Raw genomic sequence first — 20,398 nt, 5'->3', positions numbered from 1 at the left:
GTGGGGGCCACCGAAAAGTCCGGAACGGGCAGATTTCCCCTGTTCGTCATGGCCGTCGTGGTGCTGGGCGCCATCTCCCTGACCCTCGGGGTGTTCAGGGAGTTCAGTTCGGTACTGGCCCCCACGTTCCTCGCCATCAACATGGTGATCACTGCCTACCCGGTGTATCGGTGGCTCGAGAAGCACCGCGTGCCCCGCGCGTTGGCGGCCCTGATCACCGGTGTGATGCTGCTGCTGGTCCTGGTGCTCGCCACCGGGAGCATCGTGTGGGCAGGCACCTCCATGGTGGCCTCGCTCACCTCCTACGGAACCCAGTTCACCCAGCTCTACAAGCAGCTGATCACGTGGCTGGGTACGCTGGGTTTCGACGAGGCGGCGCTGCTGGAACAGCTCAAATCGGTTTCGCCGTCCAACGTCCTCGATCTCGTGGGCAACGTCGTCGGTCAGGCCTCGAGTGCCACGGGAACCATGACCGTGATACTCATCTGTTTGGCCTTCCTGGTGGCTGACCTGCCCTCGATCGCTAAACGGCTGGCCATCACCGACAGGCTGCACCCCAGTTTCACGAGTTCCCTTGAGGGGTTCGCCCTGGGTATCCGCCGGTACTGGCTGGTGACCAGCCTGTTCGGCTTCATTGTCGCAGTCCTGGACGGCATCGTCCTCGTGATCGTCGGGGTGTCGCTTCCGCTGGTGTGGGTGGTGCTGAGTTTCATCACCAATTACATACCCAACGTCGGTTTCTTCATCGGGCTCCTTCCGCCCGCGCTGCTGGCCCTGCTGGAGAAGGGGCCGACGGCGGCACTGATCGTGGTGGTCGCCTACTGCGCCCTCAACTTCGTGATCCAGTCCGTGATCCAGCCGAAGTTCACTGGCGACGCAGTCGGGATCACTCCTGTTGTCTCCTTCATCTCACTGCTGTTGTGGACCGCGGTGTTCGGTGCGCTCGGGGCCCTTCTGGCTCTACCGCTGACGCTCATGGTGAAATCCCTGCTGCTCGACAACGACCCGAGGGCCCGTTGGGTGGGGGCTTTGATCTCCTCGAACCCCGACTCCGTCGACACCAGTGATTGCGACGAATCCGGGCTGGGCGTCGCTACTGAGTGATCCGGGCGGGCCATCCTTGGAAAATCGCTCGGAGTCGGTACGTTGTATGACGTGACCGACAAGCGAAACGACATCTCAATGGCGGCCCAGCAGGCTCCGGGTCTGGGGATGACGGACAACGTCTACTCCTCCCTGCTGGCCAACCGCATCATCTTTCTGGGATCCGAGGTGCGTGACGAGAACGCGAACGCCATCTGCGCCCAGATGCTGTTGCTGAACGCCGAGGACCCGAGCTCCGACATCTACCTCTACATCAACAGTCCCGGCGGCTCCGTCGACTCCGGAATGGCCATCTTCGACACCATGCAGTGGATCAGCAACGATGTCGCCACGGTGGCGATGGGGCTCGCGGCCTCCATGGGACAGTTCCTGCTGTCGGCAGGTACTCCCGGCAAGCGTTACGCCCTGCCGCACAGCCGCATCATGATGCATCAGCCCTCCGGCGGGTTGGGCGGCACCGCTTCCGACATCCGGATCCAGGCGGAACAGTCACTGCACATCAAGAAGACCATGGCCCAGCTCATCGCGCAGCACACCGGTCAGAGCGTGGAGCAGATCGAGGCCGACTCGGACCGGGATCGCTGGTTCACGGCCGAACAGGCTCTCGAATACGGCTTCATCGACCACGTCTACGAGCGTGCGTCCCAGATCAACTCGGAGGCTCCCAACAAGTGACCAGCAACTACTACATTCCCCAGTGGGAGGAACGCACCAGCTACGGCATGCGTCGCGTCGATCCCTACACGAAACTGTTCGAGGACCGGATCATCTTCCTCGGCACCCCGATCAGCGACGACATCGCCAATGCGGTGATGGCCCAGTTGCTGTGCCTCCAGTCGATGGATGCGGAACGGCAGATCTCCATCTACATCAACTCGCCCGGCGGTTCGTTCACGGCCCTCACCGCCATCTACGACACCATGCGTTACATCAAACCGGACATCCAGACCGTCTGTCTCGGGCAGGCCGCCTCCGCCGCTGCGCTCCTGCTCGCAGCGGGAACCAAGGGCAAACGTCTGGCGCTTCCCAACAGTCGCATCCTCATCCATCAACCCGCGACCGAGGGAGGCTACGGGCAGAGCTCCGACCTGGAGATCCAGGCCAAGGAGATCATGCGCATCCGCGAGCTGATGGAGAACATGCTTGCTGCCGACACCGGGCAGACCGTCACGAAGGTCAGCCGCGACATCGAGCGCGACAAGTACCTGACCGCCCAGGAGGCCGTTGAATACGGAATCGTCGACGACATCCTGACCTCCCTCAAGGACGTCGGGGCCTGAACCTCGAGACTCGTCAGGGTGTTGCGCCACAAAATGACATCCTGACGAGTAAGGTTGTGGCCAGTCGTTAATTGACGGACAGAGTGGAGTTTTCGGTGCCACGGATCGGTGAGACCAGCGAGGTCTTCAAGTGCAACTTCTGCACCAAGTCGCAGAAGCAGGTCAAGCGTCTCATCGCGGGGGACGGTGTCTACATCTGCGACGAGTGCATCGGGCTGTGCAACGAGATCATCGAGGAAGAATTTCCCAGGGTTGAAAGTTTCGGGCTGCAGGAAGAACTTCCCAAGCCCAAGGAAATTCGCGATTTTCTCGATCAGTACGTGATCGGGCAGGACGCCGCCAAGAAAGCCCTCGCGGTCGCTGTGTACAATCACTACAAACGCATCACTTCGGAACAGACCAGAATTGGTCGCTCACGCCAGAATGACGATACCGTTGAGGTGGGGAAATCGAACATTCTGCTCATCGGTCCCACCGGGTGCGGGAAGACCTATCTCGCCCAGACCTTGGCGAAAATGCTCAACGTGCCCTTCGCCATGGCCGATGCGACGGCCCTCACCGAGGCCGGGTACGTGGGTGAGGACGTTGAGAACATTCTTCTCAAACTCATTCAGGCGGCCGATTTCGACATCAAGAAGGCCGAGACCGGGATCATCTACATTGATGAGATAGACAAGGTTGCGCGCAAGTCCGAGAATCCCTCGATAACCCGCGATGTTTCCGGTGAGGGGGTTCAGCAGGCGCTGCTGAAAATTCTCGAGGGGACCGTTGCCTCCGTTCCTCCGCAGGGCGGACGCAAGCATCCACACCAGGATTTCCTCCAGATCGACACCACCAAGGTGTTGTTCATCGTTGGAGGTGCTTTTGCCGGTCTCGACGAAATCATCAATTCCCGTATCGGGAAACGGCCCCTCGGTTTCAGCATCGACACCTCGACCCGGACGGAAGTGACCGATCCCTTCTCCGAGGTCCGCCCCGAGGACCTGCACAAGTTCGGTCTGATCCCGGAGTTCATCGGGCGTCTCCCCATGATCTCGACGGTCTCGCCGCTGGACCGTGAAGCCCTGAACCGGATCCTCGTCGAACCCCGCAACGCCCTGACCAAGCAGTTCGCGCGCCTCTTCGAGCTCGACGGGGTGCAGCTGGACTTCACCGACGAGGCCATCGACGCCATCGCGGAACTCGCTCTGGAGCGGGGCACCGGGGCCCGTGGCCTGCGGGCGATCCTCGAGGAGTTGCTGCTCGACGTGATGTTCGAGGTGCCATCCGCGGAGGACGTGGCACAGGTCGTCGTGACCCGCGAGGCCGTCCTCGGAAAAGCGCAACCTGAGTTGGTGGCCTCCTCCCGTGTGGCTAGGCGCCGGGACTTGTCGGCCTGACATTTCCCGGCGCTTCTTCGGGTAGGTTTGGCGCCATGATTTCTGGCTATCTGCGCTACCCACACGTCAATGAGGATCAAGTGGTCCTTGTTGCCGACGATGACCTCTGGTTGACGACGATCTCGGGAGGTCGGGCGCATCGCCTGACCTCCGAGCATGTTCCGGTGCGCAGCCCTCGCTTTTCCCCCTCGGGAAAACGGGTGGGGTTCGTTTCCGGCGACCCGGGAAACCAGGATCTTCATGTTCTCGACCTGGGCGGTGGTAGGTGTCGTCTCACATGGTTGAGCGCTTCCCGCATGCAGGTGTGCGGCTGGCTGGATGAGGACCACGTGCTGATTGCTTCCATGCACAACGAGGCATTGCGAGCGCTTTCCTGGCTGTATTCGGTTTCCCTGGGGGGAAAACTGGAAAGATTGCCGTGGGGACCCGCGTCCGCCGCGGACCGGAACCCGGACGGCCGGGTGGTGCTGGCTTCCCCAAATTTCCGCGGACCGGAGCAGTGGAAGCGTTACCGGGGCGGTATGGTCAACCGGGTCTGGGTCTCCGACGCGCAGCAAGAAAACTGGACACGTCTGCTCCCCGGGGAAACTGCGAGCCTGACCGGTCCCTGCTGGGTGGGCGAACGCATCGTTTTCACCTCGGATCTAGGCGCGCGGCTCCCGGAGAAGCCGGGGGAGCAGGCCCAGGTGTGGAGCGTGCTGGCGGACGGCAGTGACCTGCGGGCCCACACCGTGCACACGTTCACCGACGGGTATTGCCGGGACGCCACCACGGACGGCAGGCGGGTCGTCTTCCATGCCCGCGGGAGGCTCTACGTCCTCGACTCCTTGGAGGCCGAACCGCGGGAGATCCCGGTCGATCTGGCGCTGGGCGAACCACTTCCCGTCACGGTCGAGGCGCTGGACCGGTTGGAGTCCGTGGCACCGGATCACGGCGGTGACGGTTCCCTCGTGGAGTGGAGGGGACAGGCGTGGTTCCTGACCCACCGTTCCGGTCCGGCCCGAGCCCTGGGTGCTCTGCCCGGTGCGCGGATCCGGGAGGCGATTCCGCTCGGGAACACGGGAAAGGGCGTCTGGGCCACCGATGCGGAGGGGGAGGACTGCCTGGAGATCGCGTCCCTCGACGGCCAGGGCGAGCCCCGCCGGATCGGGCACGGCCAGTTGGGACGGGTGCTCTCCCTCGCCGCGAACCCGGAGGGTTCCGAGGTGGCCGTGGCCTCCCACGACGGCGCAGTGCTCGTGGTGGACGTCGCCGGGGGCACGGTCAGGAAGGTGGGCAGGTCGCGGCAGGGGGAGGCAACGGGCCTGGCCTTCAGCCCCGGTGGGCGCTACGTGGTGTGGCGGGAGACGATCGGCAACGAGGGCGCGCTGGGGCGGCTGGTCGGCCATGACCTCGCGGAGGACCGGCTCTTCGAACTGACCCGTGGACAGTTCAACGACTTCTCACCCACGTTCAGCCTCGACGGCCGCTACCTGTACTTCTTGTCGAGCCGGACCATCGATCCCGCCTACGACGAGATCAATTTCGATCTCGGTTTCACCAATACCGTGCGTCCCTACGTGATTCCCCTGAGCGCGGAGGATCCCGTCCCGTTCGGGCCGTCCGCCGACGGCTGGGCCATCAGTGAGGCCGGGAAACCGGAATCGGGGACGAAGGACGAGAAACCGGAGAAGGACGCCGGCAAACCGGATGCGGATGTCGTCTTTGACATCGAGGGCGCGGAGGACCGGATGGTTCCGCTGCCCGTTCCGGCCGGCCGCTACGACGGGCTCTGCGCCACCACCGTGGGGCCTCTGTGGCGGCGTCTCGCCCCGCACTCCGGGGTGCTCGGATCCGGGCAACTTCCGGGCCAGGAGACGAAGGACAGCATTGAGGTCTACGACGTCACCAAACGCAAACTGATTGTGGTGGTCGACGCCTGCGACGACGCCGCGGTCAGCGGGGACGGCAGACAACTGGTGGTCCGCAACGGCGACGATCTGTGGGTGCAGCCAGCCGACGCGCGGGCCGATGACGAGGACCGCATCGCCGTGAACCTGACCCGGTTGCGTCGCCAGCTGCTTCCGCGAGACGAGTGGCGGCAGATGTTCGACGAGAACGCCCGCCTGATGCGCGACCACTACTGGCGCGAGGACATGAACGGCATCGACTGGGCGGCGGTGTGCACGGGCTACCGGCCGCTGGTGGAGCGGATCGCCACCTACGACGACCTGGTCGACGTGCTCGCGGAGACGAACGCGGAACTCAACACCTCCCACGCCTACGTCACCCCCTCCGGCGGGCGTGGCGAGGCGAAGGTGGCATGGCTGGGGGCGGAGCTGGGTCGCAACGAGAAGGGTGAGGTCGTCATCAACCGCGTCCTCGACGGTGAGTCCTCCGACCCCAGGGCCCGTTCCCCGTTGCGCGCGGCGGGTGTGGCCGCCCGGGCGGGGGACGTGATCGTGGCTGTTGACGGCACGCCCACCGCAGCGGTTCCCGACATCAATGCGCTGCTGCTGGGGGCCGCGGGCAGCACCGTTGAACTGACCCTGGCCCGGGAGGATTCGAAGCGACGAGTGGCGGTGGTTCCCGTGGCCAGCGAGGCCGGTTTGCGCTACCACGAATGGGTGGCCTCCCGGGTCGAGCGGGTCAGGGAACGCTCACGGGGACGGGTCGGCTACGTGCACGTCCCGAACATGATGGCCGAGGGCTGGGCCGAGTTCCACCGGCTCATCGAGCAGGCATCCTGCTGCGAGGCGGTGGTGGTGGACGTGCGGTACAACGGCGGCGGGCACACGTCGTCGCTGGTGCTGGAGCGGTTGACGCGAATCGTGGTCGGCTGGGGCTACGCCCGGCACATGGATTTCCCGGAACCGTACCCGGGGCAGGGCATGCGTGGCCCGGTGGTGTTCGTCACCAATCCCTACGCGGGATCCGACGGCGACATCATCACCGCAGCCGCCCAGAACCTCGGGATCGGCCCGGTGGTGGGGGAACGCAGCTGGGGTGGTGTGATCGGGATCGACGGGCGGTTCGAGCTGGTCGATGGCACCGGCGTGACCCAGCCCCGCTACGCCTTCGCCTTCCACAAGCACGGTTTCGGGGTGGAGAATCACGGAACCGACCCCGACATTGAGGTTCCCCTGGGACCGTCCGACTGGGAGAACGGCGAGGATGCGCAACTCGATGTCGCGGTCGACGAGGCCTTGGCCCGCCTGGAGGAGAAACCTGCGATGACTCCTCCGGAACTGCCCCCGGCAGCCTTCCACGGCTGAATCGGAAACCCCGGAGGGGGCATCGCTGTTGGAACAGCGATGCCCCCTCCAGGGTTAATTTCAGGCGGCGGGGAGTTCTTCCAACTCCACCTCGACGGTCAGGGGACCCTCGGCGATCTTCCATTCCACCTCGCCCGTGATGTGACCGACGGCACGGAGGTCCGCCTCGATGGCCTTCAAACGTTCCAGAGCGGCGTGATCGCCCAGGAAGGTGGCCTTCCGGACCGGGGTTTTCATGGACACCTTCGCGTTCGACTTGGCGCCGCGGATCACGACCAGCACCGAGGCGACATCGGCCAGCAGCTGCCGGACGCCCTCCACCGCCAGCTCCCCGGCGGTGGGCCAGGGGGAGCGGTGGATGGAGGAGCCGTGGGTCCAGGACCAGGTTTCCTCCGTCACGAACGGCAGGAACGGAGCGAACAGCCGCAGCTGCACGTCGAGGGCGATGGCCAGCGCCGACTGCGCGGAGGCCTGCGCCTCGGGACCCTGGGAGCCGTAGGCGCGTTCCTTGACCAGCTCCAGGTAGTCGTCGCAGAAGGACCAGAAGAAGGTCTCCGCGGCCTCGAGGGCCTGGGTGTAGTCGAAGGCGTCGAACGCCTCCGTACAGGCGGTGACCACATCCGACAACGACGCCAGCAGCGCCCTGTCGACAGGGTTGGTGACGGCTGCGGGATTTCCGGCCTCGGGTGCCAGGCCGAGAACGAATTTGCCCGCGTTCAGGATCTTCATGGCCAGCCGGCGCCCCACCTTCATCTGCGACTGGTCGAACGGCGAATCCATGCCCGGCCGGGCCATGGCGGCGCGCCACCTGACCGCGTCGGAGCCGAAACGTTCCAGGATGTCGGAGGGGACCACCACGTTTCCCTTGGACTTGGACATCTTCTTGCGGTCCGGGTCGGTGACGAAACCCGAGATGGTGGTGCGCCGCCACGGCAGCGAGTGGTTCTCGAAGTTGGCGCGCACGATCCGGGAGAACAACCAGGTGCGGATGATGTCGTGGCCCTGGGGGGCGATGTCCATCGGGAAGGTGAGGCCGAACAGTTCCTCGTCGCGCTCCCACCCGGACGCGATCTGTGGGGTCAGCGAGGAGGTCGCCCAGGTGTCCATCACATCGGGGTCGGCGATGAAACCGCCCGGGGCCCCGCGCTGCGACTCCTCGTAGCCGGGAGGGCACGCGGTGACGGGATCAACCGGCAGCTTGGCCTCGTCGGCGACGATCATCCGGTCGTAGAGCGGTTCACCGTCCGCATCGAGCGGATACCAGACCGGGAAGGGCACCCCGAAGAAACGCTGCCGGGAGATCAACCAGTCGCCGTTCAGGCCACCCACCCAGTTGTCGTAGCGGTGGCGCATGTGCTCCGGGGTCCAGGCCAGCTCCGCGCCGCGTTTCAGCAGATCGGCCTTCAGCTGTTCGTCGCGGCCACCGTTGGACAGGTACCACTGGCGGGTGGCAACGATCTCCAGCGGCTTGTCCCCCTTCTCGTAGAAGTTGACGGGCCGGGAGATGGGTTTCGGTTCCCCGTCGAGATCCCCGGATGCGCGCAGCAGCTCCACGACGGCGGCCCGGGCGGAGAAGACGGTTTTGCCTGCCAGCCCGGCCCAGGGCTCGGCGTTGGTGAGCCACTCGGGGATCTCGCGCTGGAGACGGCCGTCGCGGCCGATGATGGTGCGGGTCGGCAGATCGAGTTCCCGCCACCACTGCACGTCGGTGAGGTCACCGAAGGTGCAGCACATCGCGATGCCGGCACCCTTGTCGGGTTCGGCGGCGGTGTGCGCCAGGACCGGGATCTCCACCCCGAAGACCGGGGACGTGACGGTGGTCCCGAACAGGTGCTGGTAGCGCTCGTCGTCGGGATGCGCGATCAGGGCGCAGACGCTGGGCAGCAGCTCGGGACGGGTGGTTTCGATGAACACCGGCCCGCCGGCACCGTGGAAGGCGACGCGGTGGTAGGCGCCCGGGTGCTCCCGGGACTCCAGCTCCGCCTGCGCCACCGCGGTCTGGAAGGTGACGTCCCACATGGTGGGGGCGAAGCTCAGGTAGGCCTCGCCGCGGGCGAGGTTGCGCACGAAGGCCCGCTGGGCCACGGCCTGCGTGGCCGGGGCGATCGTGGTGTAGAGGGTGTCCCAGTCGATGGACAATCCGAGATACCGCCACAGATCCTCGAAGACCTTCTCGTCGATGGCGGTCAGTTTCTCGCACAACTCGATGAAGTTGCGGCGCGAGACGGGCACCTGGCGTTTCGGGTCCGGTTTGGCCGGGGGGGTGAAGTTCTCGTCGTAGGGGAGCGACGGGTCGCAGCGCACACCGTAGTAGTTCTGGACGCGGCGTTCGGTGGGCAGGCCGTTGTCGTCCCATCCCATCGGGTAGAACACCTCCTTGCCGCGCATCCGCTGGTAGCGGGCGATGGTGTCGGTGTGGGTGTAACTGAAGACGTGGCCTACGTGCAGCGACCCGGAGACCGTCGGCGGCGGGGTGTCGATGGAGAACACCTGCTCACGGGACGCGGGGCGCCGGAACGCGTAGGTGCCGTCCTCACGCCACACCCGCCCCCACTTGTCCTCGAGACCCTCGAGGGCGGGTTTGGTGGGCAGGCCGGACTTGTAGGCAGGGTTCGTCATGGTAGGGAATCGTAGTTGTGTTCGGCGGGTGAGGTAAAAGCAACGCCCCGCGATGTGATCGTGCCGCCGGGCGACCTCCCGACGGCACGATCACATCAGGTCGCTGATCAGTTGGAACCGGAGGCTGCGGACTGAATGGCGACCAGCAGAGCCTGCGAGTCATTCGGGGCGATGCTCTCAAAATTTATCGTCTTGCCGTTGACGACGTACGCGGGCGTGCTGGTGATCCCGGCCTCGCCCATGGACTGGTAGGCCTTCTTCGCGAAATCGGCATAGGCCTTGGTGTCGTAGAGCTGCTGGAAGGTCGTCAAATCGTCTCCCGCGATTCCCGCCTTGGCAGCGAAATCGACCCGGAGCTGTTGGTCGGTGTAGCCGTCCCCCTCGTGGTCGGGCTGGTTCTCGTAGACCACCTGGTGGTATTCGCGGTACTTGCCGACCGCATCCGCGGCGGCCGCCGCCAGCGCGGCACGTTCGGAGGACTTCTTGTTCATGGTCGTGTTGGCGTCGTTGAGGAAGTACGCGGTCCGGACCTCGAGAGTGATCTTGCCCTCATCGATGAGCTGCTGGAAAGCGCTGCCGTACCGGGCCTCGTAGGCCTTGCACGCGGGGCACTGGTAGTCCTCGTAGACCACCACGTTCGGCACGTCGCCCGCTGGCTGGCTGTTCTTGCTCTTGATGGCGATGCCGTATCCCTCGGTGGCGTTCGGCGGGGTGAGCTGTTCGGCGGCCGGGGCCTTGCTGCCGATCGCATTGGCGATGACGACAGCAATGACCACCACCACCACGAGGGCCAGCACACCCAGACCGACCCCCAGCATGCGGGCGTTGCGCTGGCGGCGTGCTTCCAGTTCCTGCTGCTGCCTGAGCGCAGCGCGTCTGCTCAGATTCGAATTGTTGGCCATGGGGTAAAATTCACTCCTCGGTTTCCGCCACTTCGGCGATGTCGTCCCGGCTCTCCTCGCTGAAACGAATGGGTGAGCCGAAAAGTGCCTGGTCCAGGCTGAAAATGGAACGCGGCCGCGCGACCAGCCAACCGCACAGCGCGGTCATCGCCAGATTCTCGGCCAGTTTCTGGGGATACTGGGTGTTCTCCGGCCTCACCTCGCCGCCCTGTCCGAAGCAGCCGCAGTCGATGCTGATTCCCTGGCTCCAGACCCAGATGATGCCGCCCACGAAGGCGATCAGCAGCAACGCCGTGACCAGCGCCGCCCAGCGGGTGAGCAAACCCACGATGAGCATCACCCCGACGGCGATCTCGACCACCGGAAGGATGTACGACAGTATCCGGGACAGATCCCAGCTGAGCAGTTGATAGGCGCGAATATCGAGGGCGAAACCCTCCACGTCCCCGATTTTCACGATGCCCGCGTAAAGGAAGACGAGACCGGGTATCAAACGGGCAACCAATCCGACCCAGTCCGGCCAGTGGCGCACGGAGGGAGCCGGGTATCTGTTCATCACGCAGAACATAGTAACCGCGTCACTAGGATGTGCTCATCATGGAACACTTCGCTCTCGTCTCCGAACTCACCTCGCGATGGCCCGAACACCGCGTCGGTCCGGCTCTGGGTCGCATCGCAGCCCTGATGGATCTGCTGGGCAATCCCGAACGGGCCACCCCCGTGATCCAGGTGGCGGGAACCAACGGCAAGGGATCGACCTGCATCATGATCGACGCGCTGCTGCGCGCCGCAGGGCTGCGCACGGGAAGGTTCTCCAGCCCCCACCTCAGCGATGCCCGGGAGCGGATCTCCATCGACGGGGAACCGATCTCGGAGGAGAGGTTCGCCGAGGTCTGGGGCGAGATCGAGCCGTTCGTCCGGATGGTGGACGAACGGAAGCTGGACGGAATCGACATGACCTTCTTCGAGGTCATCACCGGCATGGCATACGCGACCTTCGCCGACGCCCCCGTGGATGTCGCCGTGGTCGAGGTGGGGCTCGGCGGCAGCTGGGACGCCACCTCCGTCGCCGTCCCGCAGGTCTCGGTGGTGACTCCCATCGGGCTCGACCACACCCACATTCTCGGGGATTCGTTGGAGAAGGTGGCATCCGAGAAGGCGGGCATCATCAAGCCGGGCGCGACGGCGGTGTTGGCCGGGCAGGAACCCGCGGCGGCCAAGGTGCTGCTGGCCCGTGCCGTCGAGGTCGGGGCGGTGGTCAAGGTGGAGGGCCCGGATTTCGGGTTGCTGGAACGCCGTCCCGCGGTGGGTGGGCAGATGCTTCGGATCCAGTCCGAGGGCGGGCCGGTGGGCGATCTCTTCCTCCCCCTGCACGGAGCCCACATGGCCCGAAACGCCGCGCTCGCCGTGGCGGCTGTCGAGGCCTTCCTGGGCGGGCAGCCCCTCGAACCCGGGATCATCGAGGAGGGGCTCGCCTCGGTGACGGCCCCGGCCAGGCTCGAACTGGTACGCACCTCACCGGCGATCGTCATCGACACCGCCCACAATCCGCAGGCCGCGCGGGCCACCATTGAGGCCAGCCGGGAGGCATTCGCCTTTCAACCGCTGATCGGTGTGGTCGGGATGATGGCTGACAAGGACACCGCCGGGGTGCTGGAGATCTTCGCCTCCGCCATGGATCAGGTGGTGGTGACCCGCGCCCGCGGCACCTCACGTTCCCTGCCCGTCGACGAACTGGCGCGCGCGGCGGAGGAGATCTGGCCCGCCGGGAAGGTGCAGAAGGCCCCGGGCGTGGCGGATGCGCTGGAACTGGCGACCCTGCTCGCCGATGCCGCCGGGCCGACCGCCGGGGTGCTGGTGGCGGGTTCGCTGATCGTCGCGGGTGAGGCCCGGGACCTGCTCACCCGGGAACAGGAAACCGAGTCGTGAACCACGGGCAGTAGGACGGGGAGGGAGCCGGAAGCGGTTTCGTCGTTACCGGCGCAGTGCCTCGAAACGGGTGCGGGCCTCGCGTTCCCAGGCTTCGGCGATCAGCTTGTGCCCCAGGTCGGTGGGGTGGACGCCGTCCTCGGTCATTTCCTCGTTCTCGTACTCCGAGGAGTACTCGCGGATCATCAAACCCAGATCGACGACTGCGCAGCCGTACTCCGCCGCCAGGCGGTGCACCAGGTCCTGTCTCGGCCTCAGGTCCGAGAGCCAACCTTCCTGATCGGGGGTCACGGGCGCCACGAACGGCACCATCAGCACGGCGGGTGTCTCGTCGAGACTCTCTATCAGGTGCCGGTAGGCGGTCTCGAAATCCCCCAGGGGCGAGGGCACATCCGCGGTGACCGCCTGCCAGGTGTCGTTGATGCCGATGAAAATGCTCACCAGGTCGGGGTTCTCGGCCAGCACATCGCCCTCGAAGCGCGCCTCCAGGTCCGCCATGCGATCACCGCTGACACCCGCGTTGACCACGCGCGCGAAGGTGAGAGGGCCCTTCGCCAGTTTGGCCACGTAACCGGTGCCCAGTGAACCGCTCGTCCGATCCTTCCCGGTGTCCGTGATGGAGTCTCCGGCGAACACGATGGTAGGGGGATTCGCGGTCATTTCAGCTCCTTCGGAAACGGTGTCGCGATCAGGAATCCACTATGCCATCGTGACCTCAGAACCACCACAAAACCCCGTGAACAGGCCGTGGCGTGTCTCCCGGCAGCGGGTCGGTGACGTGGAAGGTGGGAGCCCTGTCGGGCGTGGAACCTCCGCAGAAGATCCCGGGTCTCGGGAGTTGCCTCGGGATCCGCCGGGGCCGGGGTGCGAGCCGGGAGCGCCGGTGGAGTGGACCGCCGCTGCGAAGCGGACGAACAGGAGCGGCGCCAGTGGACGAATCAGGGTTTCATCGCCACCCAATTTCGGGTGGGGCGGGGTCGGGGCCCCATGGTTCGCGCAAGTTGTGGAACAATGATCACCAGGTCAAGCACCGCCGGTGCCGCCGAGAGGCAGCCCGGGGCTGAACACCGCGACGATGAACTCGACCGCGGAGGCCCCGATGCTTCCGGTTGACCTCGAGTCTTGAGAGGCGTGGCGAGCCACGCCGGAGTTGGCGCCAACGCGCCCGAAGGAGTCGTACATGACCGAAATCAATCAGGAATCCGCTGCCTCCGAACTGCCTGCGCGTCCCCGCGTCCATCAGCTCGCCAAGCACATCGGGATCACCAGCAGGGAACTGCTGGCCGAACTCGCCCAGCTCGGACACGAGCTGCGCAGCGCATCCTCTGTGGTGGTGGCCGACGCGGTGGCCGCTGTGCTCGATGCCCGTGCAGCGCAACCCGCGGAGGAGACCCTCGGGGTGGAAATCCCCACCGAACCCGAGGAACAGCCCGAGGCGGTCGTGGAACCGCAGCCGGAACCAGCCGCCCCGGGGCAACGGCGCCGTCGGGCCGCGTCTCGTCCCGCCGGTCCTCCCGTCGAGGTGAGCGTGCCGACGGGGGCGCCCGTCACCACTGCTGCTGCAATTCCGGAACCATCCGAGATCGCCGAGTCTGAACCGAAGCCGGAGCCGGCTCCGAGGCAGCGGCGGCGACGCGCGACCAGGTCCGCGGGAGCTGCCACGTCCGAGAAAACCGAATCAGTCGAACAGGCGAAAGGGGGCACCGGGCAGGAAACGGAGGAGACGGCGGAGGATGGTATCGCGGCGGCGCTTCGCATCGCGGAGGAGGCTGCCAAGGCTCGTCGCGCGACGATGAAGGACCCGTTCGTCATCACTGCCGAGGGGCGTACCGAGTCCTTGGCGAAGCTGGCCAATGCCATTGCCGAGGACTCCGCGGATGTTGCCGAGAGCGAGACCGGCTTCGGGGAGGAGTCGGATGATGGGGCGGCGACGGAGGCGGCGGAGGAGCAGGGAGAGGGGAGCGTCGAGGCCGAGGAGGAAGGGCGTCCCGGTAGACGTCGCCGCCGCCGCGGCGGCAGGCGTCGTCGTCGCGGCTCCAACGTCGAGGAGACATCTGACGAGGAGACGGACGAGGAGTCATCCGCTGACGAGTCCGGTGAGGAATCCAGCGAGAAGGACGACGCCTCCGGGCAGGAGGAGAGCTCCGAGGGGGATGGTGAGGAGACGACCGGGACCCGTCGTCGTCGCCGTCGCCGCCGTCGTTCCGGAGGGTCCGAAGCGAAGAGCGTGGTCGGGGACGAGGTGACCGGGATCGAGGGCTCCACCCGCATGGAGGCCAAACGGCAGCGTCGCAAGGAGAACCGCGCCGCAGGTCGCCGTCGCGCCCCGATCCTTTCCGAGGCCGAGTTCTTGGCGCGCCGTGAATCCGTGGATCGGAAACTCGTGATCCGCCAGCGGGAGGACTACACCCAGCTCGCGGTGGTCGAGGACGGGATCCTCGTCGAGCACTACGTCGACCGCGCATCCGCCACGTCCTTGATCGGCAACGTCTACCTGGGGCGGGTGCAGAACGTGCTGCCGAGCATGGAGGCGGCCTTCATCGACATCGGGCGGGGTCGCAACGCCGTCCTCTACGCGGGTGAGGTGGACTGGGACTCCTACGGGGTCACCGCCGAGGACCGCAAGGTGGAGAAGGTGTTCAAGTCCGGGCAGACAGTGCTCGTGCAGGTCACCAAGGACCCCGTCGGGGCGAAAGGGGCGCGCCTGACAGGGCACATCTCCCTGCCGGGCCGCTACATCGTGTACTCGCCGGGCGGGCACCTGTCCGGGATCTCCCGCAAACTTCCGGACGTGGAGCGTGCCCGGTTGAGACAGATCCTCGGCGAGTTGATCGGCGACAACGAGTCCGTGATCGTGCGTACCGCGGCCGAGGGGGTGGCCGCCGAGGAGTTGGTGCGCGACGTCAACCGGCTCAAGGCCCAGTGGGAGGTCATCGAGAAGAAGGTGAAGGCGGGCAAGGCCCCCGAGGCCCTCTACTCCGAGCCCGATCTGACGTTGCGCATCGTCCGTGACCTGTTCACCGAGGATTTCGCGAAGTTGACGGTTCAGGGCGATGACGCCCACGATGCGATCTCGGCCTACGTCGGGCACGTCGCCCCGCATCTGGCGGATCGCATCGAACGGTTCGAGCCGGGTGAGGATGGCCGCGACCTGTTCGCGCAGTACCGCATCGACGAGCAGATCGCCAAGGCCCTCGATCGCAAGGTCTTCCTGCCCTCCGGTGGGTCGTTGGTGATCGACCGCACCGAGGCGATGACCGTCATCGACGTCAACACGGGTCGGTTCACGGGCTCCGGCGGCAACCTTGAGGCCACCGTCACCAGCAACAACCTGGAGGCGGCCGAGGAGATCGTCCGGCAGTTGAGGCTTCGTGACCTCGGTGGCATCGTCGTCATCGACTTCATCGACATGGTGCTGCCCAGCAACCGCGAACTGCTGCTGCGGCGTCTCGTCGAGTGCCTGGGCCGTGACCGCACCAGGCACCAGGTGGCGGAGGTAACCAGCCTGGGGCTGGTGCAGCTGACCCGCAAACGAATCGGCACCGGATTGGCCGAGGCGTTCACGGAGGAGTGCGAGCACTGTCACGGTTCCGGTTATCTGCGTTTCGACAGCCCCGTCGACTCGCAGAGCCCGGCCGATGGCGGTGAACGCCGCTCCGGACGTCGCCGCAGGAAGAACGGGTAGCAGCTTTCCCGAAACCAGCCCACATCAAGCTGGTTGAGCCGACCGGATCGGCTGACGCTCACATGCTGGCTCAACCGGCTTTGTCCTGCCCGAAGCTGGTTGAGCCGACCCGCGAGCGTCGGCGAGCCGGTCGTGTCGAAACCATCGTGCGCATGTCCGGGGAGCTGTGGTCGCCTGCGAAGCCCTCGGGTGAAGAATTACCGTCGGTTGGTTTGACCCGGCGGGGCGGTGACCGTAAAGTTGTCCCTCGGTTGTCAGGCCGCGCCTTCCTGCGTGGCCGGACGATGTCTCCCGCTGGGCCCCTACGGGCGTCACGGGAGAATCCCAAGGCATTAGAAGAAGAAGGTAGGTCAGGCGTGTACGCGATCGTGCGCAGTGGCGGACGCCAGCACAAGGTGGCTGTTGGCGACATCCTCGACATCGACCTGGTGTCCGAAGGGGTCGGCGAAACCATCAACCTGCAGCCGCTGCTGCTGGTCGATGGCGGCACCGTGACCTCCGACGCCGAGGCCCTCGGCAAGGTCTCCGTGACCGCCGAGGTCCTCGCAGAGACCAAGGGCCCCAAGATCCGGATCCTGAAGTACAAGAACAAGACCGGCTACAAGAAGCGCCAGGGGCACCGCCAGCGGTACACCCAGGTCAAGATCACCGACATCAAGAACTGAGGCAGGAACAGAGATGGCACACAAAAAAGGCGCGTCCTCGACGCGCAACGGTCGTGATTCCAACGCCCAGCGCCTCGGTGTGAAGCGTTTCGGCGGTCAGGTCGTCGGCGCCGGCGAGATCATCGTCCGCCAGCACGGCACCCACTTCCACCCCGGTGACAACGTCGGTCGTGGCGGTGACGACACCCTCTTCGCGCTGGCCGCAGGCAAGGTGAACTTCGGCGTCAAGCGCGGCCGCCGCGTCGTCAACGTGGCCCCGGTCGAGGGCTGAACAAGCAGCGTACAAGCGGACGACGGGCCTGCCTCCTGGTGAGGTGGGCCCGTCGTTCTTCGGTTTCCGGAGCACTTTGAGATACTTCTAGCCGTGGCAATTCCCTCATTCGTGGATCGCGTGAAGCTGACCGTGCAGGCAGGAAACGGCGGTCACGGCTGCGCCTCGGTGCACCGCGAGAAGTTCAAACCCCTCGGTGGCCCCGACGGCGGCAACGGCGGCAACGGGGGATCTGTGATCCTCCGGGTGGCCGACAACCTCAACTCGCTGGTGGAGTATCACCGCCAGTCGGTGCGCAGGGCCACGAACGGGCAGCCCGGCCGCGGCGACCACCAGCACGGCGCGAAGGGTGAGGACGTGGTCCTCGCGGTTCCCGCCGGGACGGTGGTCTCCGATGCGACCACTGGCGAGCATCTGGCGGACCTCACCGAATCCGGTGAGGAGTACGTCGCGGCCGTCGGCGGCAAGGGTGGGCTCGGCAACGAGGCGCTTGCCACCGCCGCCCGCAAGGCCCCCGGTTTCGCTCTTCTCGGTGAGGAGGGCCAGTCCCGGCTGATCCAGCTCGAACTGAAGGTGCTGGCCGACATCGGCCTGGTCGGGTTCCCGTCGGCGGGAAAGTCGTCGCTGATCGCCGCGATCTCCAGGGCCCGGCCGAAGATCGCCGACTACCCCTTCACCACCCTGGTGCCGAACCTGGGGGTCGTGGTGGCGGGAGATGTCACCTACACCGTCGCCGACGTTCCCGGTCTCATCGAGGGGGCCTCGCTAGGGAAGGGCCTGGGATTCGACTTCCTGCGACACATCGAACGGTGCCAGGCCATCGTGCACGTCATCGACCTGGGCACATGGGAACCGGGCCGCGAACCCGTCGCCGACCTGGATGTGATCGAGGGCGAACTGGCGGCCCACGGCGGCCTGGAGGATCGTGAACGCCTGGTGGTGCTGAACAAACTGGACCTGCCCGACGCCCCCGACCTGGCGGAACTCGCCCGGCCCGAACTGGAGAAACGCGGCTACCGGGTCTTCGAGGTGAGCACCAAGACCGGTGCGGGATTGAACGCGTTGAAATTCGCCATGGCCGGGATCGTCGGGACCCACCGCGCCTCCAGGGCGGCGGAGGAGCCGCCGAAGAAGGTCCTGCGACCCAAACCGGTGGGCCGCGTCGCCACCGACGACTCCTTCACGATCGTGAAGAAGGGCGACGGTGAGGGTGGTTTCCTGTGGCGGGTGCGCGGGGCGAAACCGGAACGCTGGATCCGCCAGACCGATTTCAACAACGCCGAGGCGGTCGGTTACCTGGCGGACCGGTTGAACCGGCTCGGGGTGGAGGAGAAACTCCTCGAACTCGGGGCCCGCCAGGGCGACGCGGTGGCCATTGGAGGCGACGACGCGGTGGTCTTCGACTTCGCCCCGCAGGTCGAGACCGGCGCCGAGATCCTCTCCCGGCGGGGCGAGGATCCCCGGCTGGAGAGCGAACGGCCCGCCGTCACCCGGCGCCGCCGCATCGACGCCGAGTACCACGCGTGGAAGGCCAGCGAGGTCATCGATGAGGACTGAGATCACCGGAGCGAAACGCCTGGTGGTGAAGATCGGGTCGTCGTCACTGACCGACCGGGAGGGACATCTGGATCCGGCGCGCATCGAGACGCTCGCCGCGGAACTGGCTTCCCTCCAGGCGCGCGACAAACGCCTGGTGTTGGTGACCTCCGGGGCCATCGCCGCGGCGCTGAGACCTCTGGGACTCCCAGCGCGCCCCAGGGATCTCGAGACCCAGCAGGCCGCGGCCGCCGTCGGGCAGGGCATCCTGATCCGGCGTTACGCGGAGGCGTTCGCAGCACACCACCAGATGGTGGCGCAGGTGCTGCTGACCGCCGGTGACCTGCAGGACGGGCGTAGCTACCGGAACGCCCTGAACACGATTTCTCGGCTGTTCAGGCTGGGGGCGATCCCCGTGATCAACGAGAACGACACCGTCGCGACCGGGGAGATCCGGTTCGGCGACAACGACCGCCTGGCGGCGTTGACCGCCCACCTGGTGCGAGCCGATGCGCTGGTGATCCTGAGTGACGTGAACGGCCTCTACACCGCGCATCCGGAGGAACCCGGGGCCCGGCTGATACCCCGGGTCCGCGACTTCACGGACCTGGAGGTCGACACCTCCCGGGTGGGTTCCCGCGTCGGGACCGGCGGGATGCGCACCAAGGTGGAGGCCGCCCGGATCGCGACCTCGGGCGGGACCTCTGTGGTGCTGGCCCACGCCGACCGGCTCCTGGCGGCCCTGGAGGGGGAGGAGGTAGGCACCTTGTTCGAGGCAGCCGGGCGCCGCCGCCCCCGCAGGCTGCTGTGGCTGGCCCACGCAGCCGAGGTGAGTGGGGAGCTGCGGATCGACGCCGGCGCCGCCCGGGCCGTCGGGAACGGTCACGCCTCGCTGCTGGCTGTGGGGATCGACGATGTGACGGGTGAGTTCGAGGCGGGCGATCCCGTCGACATCACCGGGCCCGGCGGAACGCTGCTGGCGCGCGGATTGGCGGACTGCTCCGCGACGGAACTGAGGCGACGGGCGGGAAAGGGAGGCCTGGCCGTGCACCGTGACCTGATGATTGCAGTCCGATGAGTCCGTGGCTGATTGACGTTCTGGGCTGGGCGGCTGCCGTGATGGGAACGGTCTCCGGGCTGCCGCAGCTGATCCGGATTCTCAGGGCCCGCACCAGTGCGGGGGTTTCGCTGGCCATGTGGTTGTTGCAGGCGGCGGCCGGGCTTGGCTGGTTTGCTCACGGGCTCTACGTCGCCCGCCCCAACGTCATTTTCCCCAATCTGTTGATCGCCATCACCTCGGCGGTCGTGGTCGTGATGGTCTGCCGCGATCGTGGAAAACGGTTTCTGGGATCGCTGGCTCTGGTGGTGGGGCTCGGCCTCGGGCTGCTCGCGATCGACGTGTGGCTGGGGGCGGCGATTTTCGGGATGATCATCGCGCTTCCGCTTCTGATCGGTCAGGTCACCCAGCTGCGCGACCTGCTCCGCGATCCGGACGTCTCCGGGGTTTCCGGGGTCTTCCTGGGAGTCAACACGTTCGTGCAATATCTGTGGTGTTTCTGGGCGATTTTCGCCCCGGACCTGGCCATCATCATCTCCGGCGGTTCGGTGGGAACTCTGACGTTCGTGAACCTGCTGCTCTTCTGGCGGCGATCCCGCAGCCTCGGAAAAGCTGGTTGAGACACGAGCAACGTGTCTGGTTCGGGGGCGGATGTGTCGGAAATGAACCGGTTCAAACAGCTTCGGAGGACTCCATGAAACCGCCTATACTCCCGAC

At 66.1% G+C, this 20,398-nt stretch carries 17 protein-coding genes; 12 read left to right on the top strand and 5 right to left on the bottom strand.

Annotation, left to right across the window (positions count from 1 at the left end):
* From E0E39_RS08230 to E0E39_RS08210, 5 genes are all read left to right on the top strand, one after another.
* Positions 1-1,104 carry an AI-2E family transporter gene (locus tag E0E39_RS08230; protein ID WP_245988241.1) on the top strand — a complete coding sequence of 368 codons (1,104 nt, stop codon included), beginning with the start codon at positions 1-3 and terminating at the stop codon, positions 1,102-1,104.
* A 51-nt stretch (positions 1,105-1,155) separates the two neighbouring features.
* Positions 1,156-1,779, top strand: coding sequence for a ClpP family protease (locus tag E0E39_RS08225; protein ID WP_281275585.1), 624 nt, complete (start codon positions 1,156-1,158; stop codon positions 1,777-1,779).
* Positions 1,776-2,384: an ATP-dependent Clp protease proteolytic subunit gene (locus E0E39_RS08220; protein WP_130874307.1), complete on the top strand. Its 609-nt coding sequence runs from the start codon at positions 1,776-1,778 to the stop codon at positions 2,382-2,384. The genes E0E39_RS08225 and E0E39_RS08220 overlap by 4 nt, the downstream gene beginning before the upstream one ends.
* 95 nt (positions 2,385-2,479) lie before the next feature.
* Complete coding sequence (gene clpX / locus E0E39_RS08215) at positions 2,480-3,763, top strand: ATP-dependent Clp protease ATP-binding subunit ClpX (protein ID WP_130874306.1); 1,284 nt, start codon at positions 2,480-2,482, stop codon at positions 3,761-3,763.
* 35 nt (positions 3,764-3,798) lie between these two features.
* Positions 3,799-7,017, top strand: coding sequence for a S41 family peptidase (locus E0E39_RS08210; RefSeq protein WP_130874305.1), 3,219 nt, complete (start codon positions 3,799-3,801; stop codon positions 7,015-7,017).
* A gap of 60 nt (positions 7,018-7,077) precedes the next feature.
* On the opposite strand, the gene valS is transcribed toward E0E39_RS08210, so the two are convergent.
* The 3 genes from valS to E0E39_RS08195 form a co-directional block, all read right to left on the bottom strand.
* A complete protein-coding gene (valS, locus tag E0E39_RS08205; protein ID WP_130874304.1) occupies positions 7,078-9,636 on the bottom strand; it encodes a valine--tRNA ligase in 2,559 nt (852 codons plus the stop codon).
* 107 nt (positions 9,637-9,743) lie between these two features.
* Positions 9,744-10,538, bottom strand: coding sequence for a DsbA family protein (locus tag E0E39_RS08200; RefSeq protein WP_130874303.1), 795 nt, complete (start codon positions 10,536-10,538; stop codon positions 9,744-9,746).
* Between the two features lie 10 nt (positions 10,539-10,548).
* The gene (locus E0E39_RS08195) at positions 10,549-11,094 is read right to left on the bottom strand and encodes a DoxX family protein (protein WP_245988240.1); all 546 of its coding nucleotides are present in this window, start codon (positions 11,092-11,094) and stop codon (positions 10,549-10,551) included.
* A 41-nt stretch (positions 11,095-11,135) separates the two neighbouring features.
* Between E0E39_RS08195 and E0E39_RS08190 the strand changes: the two genes are divergently transcribed.
* Complete coding sequence (locus E0E39_RS08190) at positions 11,136-12,467, top strand: bifunctional folylpolyglutamate synthase/dihydrofolate synthase (RefSeq protein WP_130874301.1); 1,332 nt, start codon at positions 11,136-11,138, stop codon at positions 12,465-12,467.
* A 45-nt stretch (positions 12,468-12,512) separates the two neighbouring features.
* Here the strand turns inward: E0E39_RS08190 and E0E39_RS08185 are convergent, their stop codons facing one another.
* Together E0E39_RS08185 and E0E39_RS15760 are read right to left on the bottom strand one after the other, a co-directional pair.
* Positions 12,513-13,127 (bottom strand): SGNH/GDSL hydrolase family protein, encoded by a 615-nt coding sequence (locus E0E39_RS08185; protein ID WP_130874300.1) that lies wholly within the window; start codon positions 13,125-13,127, stop codon positions 12,513-12,515.
* A 363-nt stretch (positions 13,128-13,490) separates the two neighbouring features.
* Entirely contained in the window at positions 13,491-13,649 is a 159-nt protein-coding gene (locus E0E39_RS15760; protein WP_165444697.1) for a hypothetical protein, read from the bottom strand.
* Here E0E39_RS15760 and E0E39_RS08180 point away from each other — a divergent pair.
* From E0E39_RS08180 to E0E39_RS08155, 6 genes are all read left to right on the top strand, one after another.
* The gene (locus tag E0E39_RS08180) at positions 13,648-16,152 is read left to right on the top strand and encodes an Rne/Rng family ribonuclease (RefSeq protein ID WP_130874299.1); all 2,505 of its coding nucleotides are present in this window, start codon (positions 13,648-13,650) and stop codon (positions 16,150-16,152) included. The two genes, E0E39_RS15760 and E0E39_RS08180, sit on opposite strands and share 2 nt — an antisense overlap.
* 356 nt (positions 16,153-16,508) lie before the next feature.
* Positions 16,509-16,817, top strand: a complete 309-nt coding sequence (rplU, locus tag E0E39_RS08175; RefSeq protein WP_014846834.1) for a 50S ribosomal protein L21 — start codon at positions 16,509-16,511, stop codon at positions 16,815-16,817.
* 13 nt (positions 16,818-16,830) lie between these two features.
* The gene (gene rpmA / locus E0E39_RS08170; RefSeq protein ID WP_130874298.1) at positions 16,831-17,088 is read left to right on the top strand and encodes a 50S ribosomal protein L27; all 258 of its coding nucleotides are present in this window, start codon (positions 16,831-16,833) and stop codon (positions 17,086-17,088) included.
* 93 nt (positions 17,089-17,181) lie between these two features.
* Positions 17,182-18,645 (top strand): GTPase ObgE, encoded by a 1,464-nt coding sequence (gene obgE / locus E0E39_RS08165; protein ID WP_130874297.1) that lies wholly within the window; start codon positions 17,182-17,184, stop codon positions 18,643-18,645.
* Complete coding sequence (proB, locus tag E0E39_RS08160) at positions 18,635-19,702, top strand: glutamate 5-kinase (protein ID WP_130874296.1); 1,068 nt, start codon at positions 18,635-18,637, stop codon at positions 19,700-19,702. Before obgE ends, proB begins: the two co-directional genes overlap by 11 nt.
* Positions 19,699-20,301 carry a SemiSWEET family sugar transporter gene (locus tag E0E39_RS08155; protein WP_130874295.1) on the top strand — a complete coding sequence of 201 codons (603 nt, stop codon included), beginning with the start codon at positions 19,699-19,701 and terminating at the stop codon, positions 20,299-20,301. The genes proB and E0E39_RS08155 overlap by 4 nt, the downstream gene beginning before the upstream one ends.
* Positions 20,302-20,398: the final 97 nt, after the last annotated feature.

Origin of the sequence: [Pseudopropionibacterium] massiliense (assembly GCF_900607225.1) — a bacterium.
GTDB lineage: Bacteria > Actinomycetota > Actinomycetes > Propionibacteriales > Propionibacteriaceae > Arachnia > Arachnia massiliensis.
The sequence above is the reverse complement of the archived record's forward strand: the minus strand, read 5'-3'. Positions and strand labels throughout refer to the sequence as shown.